Annotated in this window: 13 protein-coding genes; 6 read left to right on the forward strand and 7 right to left on the reverse strand. The window is 62.3% G+C overall.

The window, feature by feature from the left end; genetic code table 11:
* Nucleotides 1-87 precede the first annotated feature (87 nt).
* Nucleotides 88-2,670, reverse strand: a complete 2,583-nt coding sequence (locus HDEN_RS16110) for an ABC transporter permease (protein WP_013217210.1) — start codon at nucleotides 2,668-2,670, stop codon at nucleotides 88-90.
* Nucleotides 2,667-3,422, reverse strand: a complete 756-nt coding sequence (locus HDEN_RS16115) for an ABC transporter ATP-binding protein (RefSeq protein WP_013217211.1) — start codon at nucleotides 3,420-3,422, stop codon at nucleotides 2,667-2,669. The genes HDEN_RS16110 and HDEN_RS16115 overlap by 4 nt, the downstream gene beginning before the upstream one ends.
* A 74-nt stretch (nucleotides 3,423-3,496) precedes the next feature.
* On the opposite strand from HDEN_RS16115, the gene HDEN_RS16120 reads away from it, so the two are divergent.
* Together HDEN_RS16120 and thpR are read left to right on the forward strand one after the other, a co-directional pair.
* Complete coding sequence (locus tag HDEN_RS16120) at nucleotides 3,497-4,198, forward strand: arylesterase (RefSeq protein ID WP_013217212.1); 702 nt, start codon at nucleotides 3,497-3,499, stop codon at nucleotides 4,196-4,198.
* Between the two features lie 43 nt (nucleotides 4,199-4,241).
* Complete coding sequence (gene thpR, locus HDEN_RS16125) at nucleotides 4,242-4,814, forward strand: RNA 2',3'-cyclic phosphodiesterase (RefSeq protein WP_013217213.1); 573 nt, start codon at nucleotides 4,242-4,244, stop codon at nucleotides 4,812-4,814.
* Nucleotides 4,815-4,839: 25 nt separating this feature from the next.
* Here the strand turns inward: thpR and HDEN_RS16130 are convergent, their stop codons facing one another.
* Complete coding sequence (locus HDEN_RS16130) at nucleotides 4,840-5,817, reverse strand: NADPH:quinone oxidoreductase family protein (RefSeq protein WP_013217214.1); 978 nt, start codon at nucleotides 5,815-5,817, stop codon at nucleotides 4,840-4,842.
* Nucleotides 5,818-5,969: 152 nt separating this feature from the next.
* Here HDEN_RS16130 and HDEN_RS16135 point away from each other — a divergent pair, with 152 nt between their 5' ends.
* Both HDEN_RS16135 and HDEN_RS16140 read left to right on the forward strand, forming a co-directional pair.
* Nucleotides 5,970-6,476, forward strand: coding sequence for an RNA methyltransferase (locus tag HDEN_RS16135; protein ID WP_013217215.1), 507 nt, complete (start codon nucleotides 5,970-5,972; stop codon nucleotides 6,474-6,476).
* Complete coding sequence (locus tag HDEN_RS16140; protein WP_013217216.1) at nucleotides 6,476-6,985, forward strand: invasion associated locus B family protein; 510 nt, start codon at nucleotides 6,476-6,478, stop codon at nucleotides 6,983-6,985. Before HDEN_RS16135 ends, HDEN_RS16140 begins: the two co-directional genes overlap by 1 nt.
* A 43-nt stretch (nucleotides 6,986-7,028) precedes the next feature.
* Here HDEN_RS16140 and HDEN_RS16145 read toward each other — a convergent pair whose 3' ends face one another.
* The 3 genes from HDEN_RS16145 to HDEN_RS16155 form a co-directional block, all read right to left on the reverse strand.
* The gene (locus HDEN_RS16145; RefSeq protein WP_013217217.1) at nucleotides 7,029-7,667 is read right to left on the reverse strand and encodes a Smr/MutS family protein; all 639 of its coding nucleotides are present in this window, start codon (nucleotides 7,665-7,667) and stop codon (nucleotides 7,029-7,031) included.
* Nucleotides 7,664-8,932, reverse strand: a complete 1,269-nt coding sequence (gene mltA / locus HDEN_RS16150) for a murein transglycosylase A (protein ID WP_041921706.1) — start codon at nucleotides 8,930-8,932, stop codon at nucleotides 7,664-7,666. The genes HDEN_RS16145 and mltA overlap by 4 nt, the downstream gene beginning before the upstream one ends.
* Nucleotides 8,933-9,016: 84 nt before the next feature.
* A complete protein-coding gene (locus HDEN_RS16155; RefSeq protein ID WP_013217219.1) occupies nucleotides 9,017-9,772 on the reverse strand; it encodes a Tim44/TimA family putative adaptor protein in 756 nt (251 codons plus the stop codon).
* A gap of 289 nt (nucleotides 9,773-10,061) precedes the next feature.
* Between HDEN_RS16155 and HDEN_RS16160 the strand changes: the two genes are divergently transcribed.
* Complete coding sequence (locus HDEN_RS16160) at nucleotides 10,062-10,592, forward strand: FxsA family protein (RefSeq protein ID WP_041921707.1); 531 nt, start codon at nucleotides 10,062-10,064, stop codon at nucleotides 10,590-10,592.
* Between the two features lie 108 nt (nucleotides 10,593-10,700).
* Nucleotides 10,701-11,207 (forward strand): protein-export chaperone SecB, encoded by a 507-nt coding sequence (gene secB / locus HDEN_RS16165; RefSeq protein WP_013217221.1) that lies wholly within the window; start codon nucleotides 10,701-10,703, stop codon nucleotides 11,205-11,207.
* Nucleotides 11,208-11,228: 21 nt separating this feature from the next.
* On the opposite strand, the gene dnaQ is transcribed toward secB, so the two are convergent.
* On the reverse strand, nucleotides 11,229-11,942 hold the full coding sequence (gene dnaQ / locus HDEN_RS16170) for a DNA polymerase III subunit epsilon (RefSeq protein WP_013217222.1): 714 nt from the start codon (nucleotides 11,940-11,942) through the stop codon (nucleotides 11,229-11,231).
* Between the last annotated feature and the right edge of the window lie 28 nt (nucleotides 11,943-11,970).

The following is an 11,970-nucleotide window of genomic DNA, read 5'->3' on the forward strand; positions in this document are numbered from 1 at the left end:
GAAGCGGCGCAAATCCGCCGCACCTGCGCAAGATATGATCTCAGTGGGCCAAGCTTTCAAGGCCTCTGAAACCCAGAGTTTAATTTTTTACTCCGTCCGGAGATATGGCACGGGTGGGGCCCTCAGAACGGCCCAGGTGCCGATGCCGCCGAACGCGGTGATCATCAGGGCGGCGACGGCGAGCGTCTCCAAAACGGCATTCACCGAGAAAACGAAGTCGATCTCCATGATCCAGGTGACCGCGACCCAGGCGATCAGGCCGCCGAGAGCGATGGCGACGAGCGCCGCGATCAGCGCCAGCAGCGCATATTCAAACGCGTGCGCCTTCAGAATCTGGCGCCGGCGGGCGCCGATCGTCTTCAAGATGACGGCTTCCAGGATGCGGCGGCGCTGAGCCGTCGCGAGGGCGCCCGCCAGCACCAAAGCGCCCGCCGCCAGAGTCACGCTGCCCGCCGCCTGCACGGCAATCATGACTTTGGCGAGGATCTTGTTGAACTGGTCGATGGCGTCGCGCACGCGGATCGCGGTGACGGACGGGTAGGCCTTGCCCATGTCGCGCACCATCGCGGTTTCCGCCGATCGTGGCGTTCCGTGCGGAAGCCGCAGGGTCGCCAGCATGTTATGCGGCGCGCCCTGCAGCGTGTTGGGCGAAAAGACCATGATGAAGTTGAGCGCCAGGCTCTCCCAATTGACTTCGCGCAGGTTGGCGACTTTGGCCTCGACGTTGCGGCCAAGGACGTTGACCGTCACGCCGTCGCCGATTTCGAGGCCAAGCTTTTTGGCGAGATCGCGTTCGAACGACACCAGCGGCGGACCTTGGTAGTCCTTCGCCCACCATGTGCCGGCGGTCAGCGTCGATCCCTCGGGAATTGCGTCGGCGTAACTCAGGCCGCGGTCGCCGTTGAGCACCCACTGGGCGTCGGCTGGAACTTTCGCCTGCTCGACCGGCGTTCCTTTGATCGCGACGAGGCGGCCGCGCAGCATCGGTGCGTCGATGAGCTTGGTGCCGGAAATGTCGCCAAGGATTTTGGCTTTCACCGCATCGAACTCATCGGGCGGGATGTCGAGCAGGAAGTAATCCGGCGCTTGCTCGGGAAGGCGGTCATTGAGATCCGACACGAGCGAGGCATTCGCCAACGCAACGGCGACCAGCAATGACAGGCCTGTTCCAAGCGATAGAATGACGGAGCGCGTCAGGCCATCGGGGGCCGCGATGTTGCGCAAAGCTAACGCGAGTTCCGGCGACTTCGGCCGTGGAACCCGTCTGACGAGACGCGCGATGGCGCCGCCAAGCCATCCGAAAACCGAGAGCATCACCACAAGGCTGATCGCAATGTAGACGGCGATGTAATGCGGCTCGGACGTCGCAACGGCAACGGCGAACAACAAGGTTGCCAATGATACGGTCGCGACGACGATCGAGCGGCGCGGCCAACCGGTGACCGCGTTGATCGAATCCCGGAAAAGAACGGCGGCGCGGACGTTTTCGACGCGGCCCAACGGCCAAAGCGCGAAAATGAGCGCCACCAGCAAGCCATAGAGCGCCGCGAGGCCGAGGCTCTGAGGCGAAACTTCAATTCCGGTGCGGACGGGCAGCAGGTCGCCATAGAAGTTCTCGACCAGCGGCGGCACGGCGACGCCGAGCGCTAGGCCGATGGCGATACCGATCGCGCTCATCAAGATGATCTGCACCAGAAAGATGCCGATGATCTGCGTGCCGGACGCCCCGAGGCTGCGCAGCGTTGCGACGACCTTCACGCGTTTGTCGATGAAGGTTGCGACGGCGCTGGCGATGCCGACGCCGCCGACCAGCAGCGAGGCCAGCCCGATCAGAATCAGGAACTGACGCAGGCGATCGAGCGTGCGCGTGATCTGGGGTGACGGATCGTAACGGTCGAGACTTGTAAAGCCAGCCGCCGGCATTTTCTGCTCGACGGATTTGCGCAGGTTCGTGAGCGTTTCCTTATCCGACGGCGCATCGGGCGGAAGCTTGACCGCGTAGCGCCAGCGGATGAGCGTTCCGGGTTTCACGAGCGCGGTTTTATCGAGCGTCGCCAGCGAAACAAATATGCGCGGACCGTACGTCAGGCGATCTGCGACGGCATCGGGTTCGGCCTGCAAGACGCCCGTGACGTCGATCTCCGCCTGCCCGACGCGAAAGCGATCCCCGACCTTCAGGCCCAGCCGCTCGAGCAGAATCGGATCGACGACTCCGCCGTTGTCGACGATGGCTTCGCGGAAGGATTTGCCGCCTTCGATCGTCGTCTCGCCGGAGAGCGGATAAGCGGCGTCGACGGCTTTCAGCTCCGCAAGAGCCTGATCCGATCCATCGAGGCGGCGCGCCATCGTGCGCAATGTCGAAGTTTCGCTGACGCGACCGAGATTTTGGAAGTTCGACCGCTCGTCGGGCGTGGCGCGGATGTGCATGCGCGCGAACGTGACATCGCCGCCGAGAATGGTTTCACCCTGACTTGCGAGGCCCGCGCGCAAGGCGTCGGCAAGGGCTCCGACGGCTGCGATCACCATCACGCCCAGCGCGAGGCAGGCGATGAAGATGCGAAAGCCTTTGAGCCCGCCGCGCAACTCGCGAACGCCGAGTTTCAGGACGGTTTTCAAGCTTGCCCAGCGAGACGGTGCGAGGTTTACACGCGGATCCAAGACGAGCGTCACGGCGACACCGCGCGAACGGCCGAGGACCTCGTCGATTCATCAGACGCAACGGACCCGTCGGACATGCGGATGATGCGGTCGGCCATGTGCGCCAGGCGATCATCGTGCGTGACGATCACCAGCGTTGCGTTACGACGGCGGCGCAGACCAAACAGAAGATCGACGATCTGGCGGCCGGTGCCGCCATCGAGATTGCCTGTCGGCTCGTCGGCGAAGATGATGCGCGGTTCGCGAACGAGGGCGCGCGCAATGGCGACACGCTGTTGTTCGCCGCCTGACAGCTCGGCGGGATAGTGTTCCACGCGCGCCGCGAGGCCGACTTCCTTCAAAAGCTCGCGCGCGTTCTTATAGGCGTCCGCTTCGCCCGCCAGCTCCATCGGCAAGGCGACGTTCTCGAGCGCGGTCATCGTCGGGACGAGATGGAACGATTGGAAGATGATGCCCATCTCGGCGCCGCGAAGCACGGCGAGATCGTCCTCCGACAATCGCGTCAGCTCACGCCCTGCAATCGCGACCGACCCGCTGCTCGCGCGTTCGAGGCCCGCCATCACCATCAGGAGCGAGGTTTTTCCGGAGCCCGAAGGACCGACGATCGCCGCCGGCTGCCCGGCCGGAATATCGAGCGAGACGCCGCGCAGGATGTGCACCGGGCCGGCTTTGCTCGTCAGCGTCAGATGCACATTGTCGAGTTGAATAATGGAATCGCTCAAATTCTGGCCGCCTTGCTCAATGCGCACGCTGGATTTTGTCATTATCCGGGACTTGTCACTCGGAAATCGAAGCTCTACGTCAGATCAATGATTTGCGTGAACGGTGGGGCCGAAAAATGAACGTGCGCCACAGGCTTCGAACGGCTCCGGCGTTGGTCGTGACATTTGCCCTCTCAATTCTGGTGGCTGTTGGCGTGGCGGCGATCGTCGCGCCGTTTTCGGTATCGGCCGACGAGGCGCAACCCGTCACCCTCGTCGCGTTCGGCGATAGCCTTACGGCAGGCTACGGCGTCAAGGCCAGCGAGTCGTTTCCGGCGCAGCTTCAAATGGCGCTTCAGGCGAAGGGCTACAAGGTCACCGTCGTCAATGCTGGCGTTTCGGGTGACACGACGGCGGATGGCCTTCGCCGATTCGACTGGGCGATGCAGCCGAAGCCGGACGGCGTCATCCTCGAACTCGGCGCCAACGATGCGTTGCGCGGGATCGATCCCAAGGAACCCAGCGCCAACCTCGACAAGATGCTCGCTTCGCTCAAGTCGCTGGACGTGCCCGTTCTTCTCACCGGCATGAAAGCGCCGAACAATTGGGGCGATGATTACGTCAAGGCGTTCGACGCGATCTACACAGGCCTCGCCGCCAAATACGACGTCTCACTGTATCCGTTTTTCCTCGACGGCGTGGCGCTGGACCCGGGGTTTTCCCAGCCGGACGGGTTGCATCCGACCGCGAGCGGCATCGGCGAAGTCGTCAAACGCATTCTGCCCGACGTGGAAGCGCTGGTTCAGCGTATCTCGCAGCGGAAGACAGCGGCAAAATAGCCGTCACCGTTCTTTCGCTATTCTGCAGATAAGGAGGTTCCCGATGCCTCGCCTTTTCACCGCCATCGAGATCCCCGACGAAATTCGTGACGAGCTTCATCGTCTGCGTCTGCCATTGCCCGGCGCGCGGTGGATCTCGCCTGAAAACTATCACATCACGCTCAGGTTCGCGGGCGACATCGATAATGCCAAGGCGCGCGAGTTCATCGCCAATCTCGCGAGCATCGACGTCGACGGCTTCGAGCTTCGGATTACCGGGCTCGGCGCATTCGGCGGCGATGATCCGCATTCGATCTGGGCGGGCATGGAGCCCAATGCGAAACTCGACGATCTTGCGCGGGCACATGAGAAGGCCGCGCGCAACGCCGGTCTTGCGCCCGAAACGCGGGCATTCCGTCCGCATGTGACGCTGGCGCGCCTCAAGCATTCGAATGCGGAGGCTGTGGCGCGGTTTCTGTCGCGTTACAGCGGATACCGCTCCGAGCCGTTCTTCGTGACGCGCACGTTGTTGATGTCATCGCGGCCGAGCGTCGGCGGCGGGCCGTACGGGATCGAAGATCGCTTTCCGGTGCGCGGCATGGAATTTCTGAGCGAGGACGGCGAAGCGAACTGGTGATCACGATGATTAGCGTGCGTGTTGCTCAGTCGATCGTCAGCACGACTTTTCCCGTTGCCTCGCGACGCTCCAGCACGCCCAGCGCCTCGACGATCTGCTCGAGCGGATAGGTCGCGTGGATGCGCGGCGAAAGCTGGCCCGCCGCGACCCAATCGAGAAGCTGGCGCATGTTGGCACGGTGGCGATCCGGATCGCGGCGCACCGACTCGCCCCAGAACACGCCCGCCATCTCCGCGCCGCGCAACAGAAGGAGATTGAGCGGTATCTTCGGAATTTCTCCCGCCGCGAATCCGACGACGAGGAAACGTCCCTGCCAAGCGAGCGCACGAACCATCGGTTCGGCGGCTTCGCCGCCGATGCAATCGTAGATGACATCGGCACCGTTTCCGGCCGTGCGCGTGCGGATTTCCGATTTGAGATCACCGCCGGGAAAAATGATGGCTTCGTCGGCACCGGCCCGCATCGCGATTTCGCATTTCTCAGCAGACGAGGCGACGGCAATGACACGGGCGTTCATGAGCTTGGCGATTTCGATGGCCGCCTGTCCGGCGCCGCCGGCCGCGCCAGTGACGACGACGGTCTCACCTTCCGACAAGCGGCCGCGATCGCGCAGGCCATGCATCGCCGTGCCGTAGGTGACGGAAAGCCCGGCCGCGACCGCCAAGGGCACATCGTCGGGAACGGGAATGAGAGCTTGTGCGTCGACCGCAATTTTCTCCGCAGCCCCGCCCCAGTTCACATAGGCCATCACACGCTGACCGGGCGCGACGCCCGAAGAGCGGTCGGCCACGGCCTCGACGACGCCTGCCATTTCGGCGCCGGGCGCGAACGGCAGCTCGGGCTTGAACTGGTATTTGCCGCGCGTGATGAGCGTATCGGCGAAGTTCAGCCCGACAGCTTTGACGTTGACCAGCGCCTGGCCTGGTTTAAGCACAGGCTCCGGCAGTTTTTCGATGATGAGGCTCTGCGGACCATCAAGGCTCTTGCAAAGAGCTGCCTTCATATGTGACGTCCCTTGCCGCTAGAGCCTTCCGCGTTTCGTTGAAACGCTCCCCGACTCTAGCTTTTTGTTTGTCGTGCTTCTTTTCGGAAAACCGGTTCCCGCTTTTCCGGAAGCACTCTAGACCCATCTCTGACACACACGAGCGCGAGGCAATGTCAAGAAACGCAACGACTTGGCCACCGCATCCGAAGGGCTATTTCGCCATCGGAGCCGAACGCATGTCAAAGTCGCTCAATCTTGGCAACCTGATGCGATCGGCACATGCGTTCGGGGCAAGTTTTACCTTCACCGTCGGCGCAACCTACAAGGCCGTCGAGGCGCACGCCGATACGTCCAAGAGCCAATTGCATCTGCCGCATTACAACTGGGCGACGCTCGACGACATGGCGCTGCCGGGCGGCTGCAAGCTGGTCGGGATCGAGCTTCTGGACGGTGCAATCGACCTTCCGAGTTTCCGGCATCCGCTGCGCGCCGCTTATGTGCTCGGGCCTGAGCTCGGGTCGCTGTCGGAGCCACTGGTCGAACGCTGCGACTATGTCATCAAAATCCCCACGCGCTTTTGCATCAATGTTGCGATGGCCGGCGCGATCGTGATGTATGACCGCGTTAAATCTCTGGCACGTTTCGCCGATCGTCCGATCGGCGAAGGGGGACCTTGATGCACGGACCGCGGAGCATTCTCGCGGCTTTATGTTTTTTCGTCGCCGCCGCATCGTCGCAGCTTCACGCCGAGACGATGGCGCGCGTCGACACGTTCGGAGATTGGGAGCTGCTCACTGATTCCGAGACGCCGCATCTCTTTTGTTTCGTCACGAGCGAGGCGAAGTCGAGCACGTCCGACAATGCTCAGCGCGAGGCGCCGCGCGCATATATCTCCGCATGGCCGAAGGATGGAATCCGAAGCGAAGTCAGCTTCCGCATGGGATTTCAGATCAAGAAAAGCACACAGGGGACCGCGTCCGTCGGCGCAGGTGGATTCAAGCTGTTCGGATCGAACGACCGCGCCTTCGTCTCGGACTCGACGCAGGAATTGAAGCTCATCGAAGCGATGCGCAAGGGCAGCTCGATGACCGTCATGATCGCATCCGATCAAGGAACGGTTACGGATACGTATTCGCTGTCAGGCGTCGGCATTGCGCTGCAGAAGCTGCAGGAAACGTGTTTCTGACACGATCGCGCTAGATCTTTGTTCCCACTTTTCCGGAAGCACTCTAGACGCGGTGCCGGGCGCGGAGATGCACGTAGATCGCGCCTTCGCCGCCGTGCTGGATCGCGGCCGTCGTGTAGCTGACGACGATGGTGCGAACGTCCGGCTCTTCCAGCCAGCGGGGAACATTGCGCTTCAGCACGCCGCGTTCATTCTCCGGATTGCGATAGCCCGCCTCGGACGCCGAGCCGGGCTTGCCCTTGCCGGTGATGACGAGCACGAAGCGCAGACCCCGGCTTTGACAGCGGAACAGAAACGCGCGGAGCGCGGCGTGCGCCTCGCTTTGCCGGAGACCGTGAAGGTCGACACGGGCTTCGATCTCGGTGCGGCCGCCGCGTATCTTACGCACGTGTTTGCGGTCGAAGTCCGCGAGATCCGGCGCAACTCGGCGCGCGGGCGCGATGGGAGCAGCCGGCGCAGGCTTGACGTTATCGTGCTTCAAGACCTGCGATTTGTGAGCGTGGTCCTGTTTCGGCGCCATCTTGGCTTTCAGAGGCTCGGTGGTCGCGCGTTCGCTCACATGCAAGCGACCCTTGGCGCGTTTCAGCGGCTCGATCGTGGCGGCTGCGTATTTCCAAACGGCGTCATCGTCCTCGTCGGACGCGTGACCTTTGCGGCCGCCTTTGCCGTGCGGCTTCTTCACGGCACGCCGCCCGCGGCTTGAGGTTTCGCGGCATCGCTGACCGGCAATAAAACGATGAAATGGCCCTTCTGCTTGGTCACGCCCGCGAGACGGCCCGCCTCATCACCCGAGCCGAAATAGATGTCGCCCCGCTCCGGTCCCTTGATCGCGGAGCCGACGTCGTGGGCGATCATCAGCCGGTGGAAGCCTCCGGATTTCGTTGCGTGCGTCAGCTCCGGAGCATCGACGAAAATCGGCGTGCCGAGCGCGTAGTACGAGGTATCGACCGCAAGACTGCGCCGGGGCTGCAACGGGATGTTGTTGGCGCCGATCGGGCCTTTGCCATCGTCGCCGGTCAGCTCACGGAAGAAGACATACGATTCATTCTTCCACATCACGGAGCGGGCGCGTTCGACGTTGGCGCGCAGCCATTGCTTCAGAGCCTGTAGCGACATGACCTCAGCGCTGATTTCGCGCGATGCGATCAGCGCGCGGCCGATCGACGTGTAAGGGTATCCGTTCTTGCCGTCGTAGGACACGCGCACCTTCTCGCCGCCGGGCAACTCAACCCGTCCTGAGCCTTGCACCTGCATGAAGAACACGTCGACGGGGTCCTTGAAGTACATGAGCTCAAGGTCCTGGCCCGCGAGCCCACCCTGCTCGATCTCGGCACGGGTCGGAAACGGCTTCAGTCCCGCATCGGTCTTGCGCATATGCGTCGGCGCAGACGATTTGGCTCCGCGTTCGCTTTCCGCAACCATGTTCACGAGATCGGGCGGACGGCGATAGATCGGGATGGGGAATTCGGCTGTGCGGACGCGCGAGCCCTTGAGCAACGGTTCGTAATAGCCGGTCAGCAGGCCCGAATCTTTCGCGCCAGCGACGCTATGCGGGCGGAAGTGGCGCTCGAAGAAGGCGCGCGCTGCCTTGCGCGTGCGAATGCCGGCAGCCTGGTCCTGGGCAAGAGCCAGTTTGCAGACTTGAAGGAGGTTTTTCTTGTAGGTGGGTTCACCGGCTTTCGGGCCGGATGCCGACGTGCTCAGAACGGGACCGCACGAGGCGACAAAGGCTTTCCAGGCGGCAAGATGATCATCATCCGCCCAGCCGGGGATGTCGCTGAACGCTATCGGGTCGAAGTTCACCGCGTTCGTCTTCATAGGGGTCGATGTTCCGGCCATCGCGGGCTCGGCGCCAAGATGAAATCCGGCTGAGCTTATCAGAATTGCGGCCGCGAACGGGAGACCGGCGCGCCTCCACTGGGACGATCGACACCTTGCGATGCTCATGACGCGCCCCCAGTGCCCGCGCCGCTATGCCCAACAAAACTTTGGGCGGATCACTCAGTGTGCCGCCCAGAGTTCGATTCTGATCTAATTCGGGGCCTGTGTCGCGACCAATCGCCAGTTTGGATTGCTGAGCGCCTTTGCGGACGAGACGTCCCGGCTGAAAATCCAGATGTCGGTCACATCCTTGATCTTCTGCGCATCGCCCGCGATGACCTCGCCGGCCTTGTCGCGCGTCGCGGAGATCAGTTCGCTGATGAAGCGCACGGTCAACGCGGCGGTGCCGTTCTTGACTTCGGCGTCGACAATGTCGGCCTTCTTGATGCCGACGAACTGCTGGTCCAGCACCTCGCCGCGCGCTTCCCGATCCGCGATCGCAGAGCTGAACCCGTCAAAGACGTCCTTGCTCAGCAAATCCTTCAGCATGCGGCGATTGCCCTCGGCAAACGCGGACACGATCATTTCGTAGGCGCGGCCGGCACCGGTCACGAAGGATTCCGGATCGAATTCCGGGTCCAGCTTAGCCACTTGGAGGAGGCCAGCGGTGACATCGGGATTGCTGACAGGATAGGCATTGATGCGCGTTTCGGCGGACGGTCCTGCTGCTTCGGCGGCAGGCGCGGCCGGGGCCGCATCGCGATCACGCCGCGGCATCGTGATGACGTCGGCTGAAGGGGCGTCGGCCCCAGCGCGCTGGCTGGCCTCCCGCTCACGGGCGCGCAGACGCTCGACGCGCTGCTCGTCCTCGTCCGTACGGTGGCCGAGCACGCTTCTCAGCTTGATGATCGCCGCAACCGCCACAATAAGCGCGATCAGCGTGATAAGGTCAAATTGGCCAGACATTCTTAAGGCTTGAGCCTCCGGTATCGTGGCGGGCTAAAGTGTCACGTCGAACTGCCCGAGTACGGCTTCGTATCTAAGGCCTCGCGGCCGACTTTTGTAGGTTTGACTTTATAACAGTTGTCGAGCGTGAAGTCTCGCAGGGGGACTTTGCTCGGATCTTTTACCCCTTGGCAGCCACTTATGGCGAATGTGGTGAATAGCGTTGAAAACGCGCAGGTCGCCCCCAGGTCAGACAGTGGTTCGGCCGACCCATCCGCGCTAAGGTGCCGCAATGTATTGGCGAGAGCTGATGTCTCAACCCTTTAAAATTGCGATCATCCTGCTTTTTGCGGCTTTTCCACTTGTGGAGATCGGCCTGCTCATCCGGCTTGGCCGCATGATCGGGGTCGGCTGGCTGGCCGTCATCGTCATCGGAACAGCCTTTCTCGGGGCCTACGTGATCCGAAAGGTCGGGCTTTCGGTCTTTGAGCGCGCCTTGTCCCGGCTCGGTTCGGAGCGCCAAGGCGTTTCCCCACTGTTCGACGGCTTCGTGCAAGTACTGGCCGGCGTGTTGCTGATCTTTCCCGGCGTGATTTCCGATGTGATCGGACTGCTGTTGCTTGTGCCCCAGATCCGCAGAGCGCTGATCCGCACCGGCCTGTTGAAACTCGTCACGCTGTTTCACTATCAAGCCGAGGTCGATCGCGGTTCCTTCCATGCGGCCCACACCGAAGCTCAGGAAGAAACGGACGGACCGGTCATCGAAGGCGAATACGAGCGGCTCAGCGAGAAACCGCTCAGGCAAGGGCGCTCGGTGCAGCAACGGCGCTATCGCTCGTGAAATGCGATCCAACGTTTTGTTGACGCGACTGTAAAAGCACGCGTTGCGCGCGTAGGGCCAGCGTGCTAGCCAGCCGCCTTCGACGGGCGGGAAGCATAAGAGGATAACATGGCTGAAAACGGTAGCTCAGGAAACGGCTCGGCCGAAGCAGTTGCGGCGGAAGGCCAGCAGCCGATTCAAGCCAAGATCGTCAGCCAGTACATCAAGGATCTGTCGTTCGAGAACCCGAACTTCCGCAAGCTCATCACGAGCCCGGGCGATCAGCCGAACCTCAAGGTCGAGGTCAATGTCGGCGCCCAGCGCATCGAAAACGATCTTTTCGAATCGGCGATCGAATTCAAAGCGACGGCGTCGAACAATCTCGGCACGATTTATGTTCTCGAGACCGTCTATGCAGGCGTTCTGAAAATCGAGAGCATTCCGGAGCAGGCGCTCGAGCCGTTCCTGCTGATCTCCGGCCCGACCATGATCTTCCCGTTCCTGCGCCGTCTGGTAGCCGACATCACGCGCGAAGGCGGCTTCCCGCCGCTGCTGCTCGATCCGATCGATTTCGGCGGGCTGTATGTGCGCCGCCAGCAGCAGCTCGCGCAGTCTGCGGGAAAGACGGTGGCCTGAGGCCACCGCTTTTTTCAAAACTCAGGACGTAACCGCTCCCCAGAAGCGGTTCCAGATCGCCTTCGCGCCCATCTTTTCGATGAAGCTGCGATGCGCGACGAGGTCCGCTTCGGTCAGCCGGGACGGCAGCGGTTCGGGCCGTTGCTTCGCGGCTGCGCGTTTGCCGTTACGGCGTTCGCTGGTCGCCGCGCCACTGCCGATCGTCTGCAGCCCGAACGTCGCCTGACGCTCGCCAAGCAGTTCAACGTAGACTTCCGCGAGAAGCAGACTGTCGACGATGGCGCCGTGCTTCGTGCGCTGGGAAGTGTCGATGCCGTAACGCTTGCAGAGCGCGTCGAGCGAGTTCGGACCGGCCGGATGACGGCGGCGCGCCAAGGCCAGCGTGTCGACGACGCGATCGAAGCTCAGCGGTTTCTCGCCGACAAGACCCAGCTCGTGATTGAGGAAGTTGACGTCGAACTGAGCGTTGTGAATGACGAGGATGTCGTCGCCGATAAACGCCAGGAAATCGCGATAGACTTCGCGGAACAGCGGCTTGCCGATCAGGAATTCGGTCGAGATGCCGTGGACGTTCTGCGCCTCCATCGGCACATTGCGTTCGGGATTGATGAAGCGGTGAAACTCGACGCCTGTCGGGATGCGATTGATGATCTCGATGCCGCCGATTTCGATCAGGCGGTCGCCGGTTTTCGGATCGAGACCCGTCGTTTCGGTATCGAGCACGATTTCGCGCATGAGAACGCTGGTCTCCCAGGAAAATTCA

It is taken from the genome of Hyphomicrobium denitrificans ATCC 51888 (genome assembly GCF_000143145.1).
Taxonomy (GTDB): Bacteria; Pseudomonadota; Alphaproteobacteria; order Rhizobiales; family Hyphomicrobiaceae; genus Hyphomicrobium_B; species Hyphomicrobium_B denitrificans.

Bases quoted from the DNA above. Each gene is read 5' to 3' on its own strand.
- HDEN_RS16115 (WP_013217211.1), bottom strand. From the start codon at position 3,422: ATGACAAAATCCAGCGTGCGCATTGAGCAAGGCGGCCAGAATTTGAGC.
- HDEN_RS16120 (WP_013217212.1), top strand. From the start codon at position 3,497: ATGAACGTGCGCCACAGGCTTCGAACGGCTCCGGCGTTGGTCGTGACA.
- thpR (WP_013217213.1), top strand. From the start codon at position 4,242: ATGCCTCGCCTTTTCACCGCCATCGAGATCCCCGACGAAATTCGTGAC.
- HDEN_RS16130 (WP_013217214.1), bottom strand. From the start codon at position 5,817: ATGAAGGCAGCTCTTTGCAAGAGCCTTGATGGTCCGCAGAGCCTCATC.
- HDEN_RS16135 (WP_013217215.1), top strand. From the start codon at position 5,970: ATGTCAAGAAACGCAACGACTTGGCCACCGCATCCGAAGGGCTATTTC.
- HDEN_RS16140 (WP_013217216.1), top strand. From the start codon at position 6,476: ATGCACGGACCGCGGAGCATTCTCGCGGCTTTATGTTTTTTCGTCGCC.
- mltA (WP_041921706.1), bottom strand. From the start codon at position 8,932: ATGAGCATCGCAAGGTGTCGATCGTCCCAGTGGAGGCGCGCCGGTCTC.
- HDEN_RS16155 (WP_013217219.1), bottom strand. From the start codon at position 9,772: ATGTCTGGCCAATTTGACCTTATCACGCTGATCGCGCTTATTGTGGCG.
- HDEN_RS16160 (WP_041921707.1), top strand. From the start codon at position 10,062: ATGTCTCAACCCTTTAAAATTGCGATCATCCTGCTTTTTGCGGCTTTT.
- secB (WP_013217221.1), top strand. From the start codon at position 10,701: ATGGCTGAAAACGGTAGCTCAGGAAACGGCTCGGCCGAAGCAGTTGCG.
- dnaQ (WP_013217222.1), bottom strand. From the start codon at position 11,942: ATGCGCGAAATCGTGCTCGATACCGAAACGACGGGTCTCGATCCGAAA.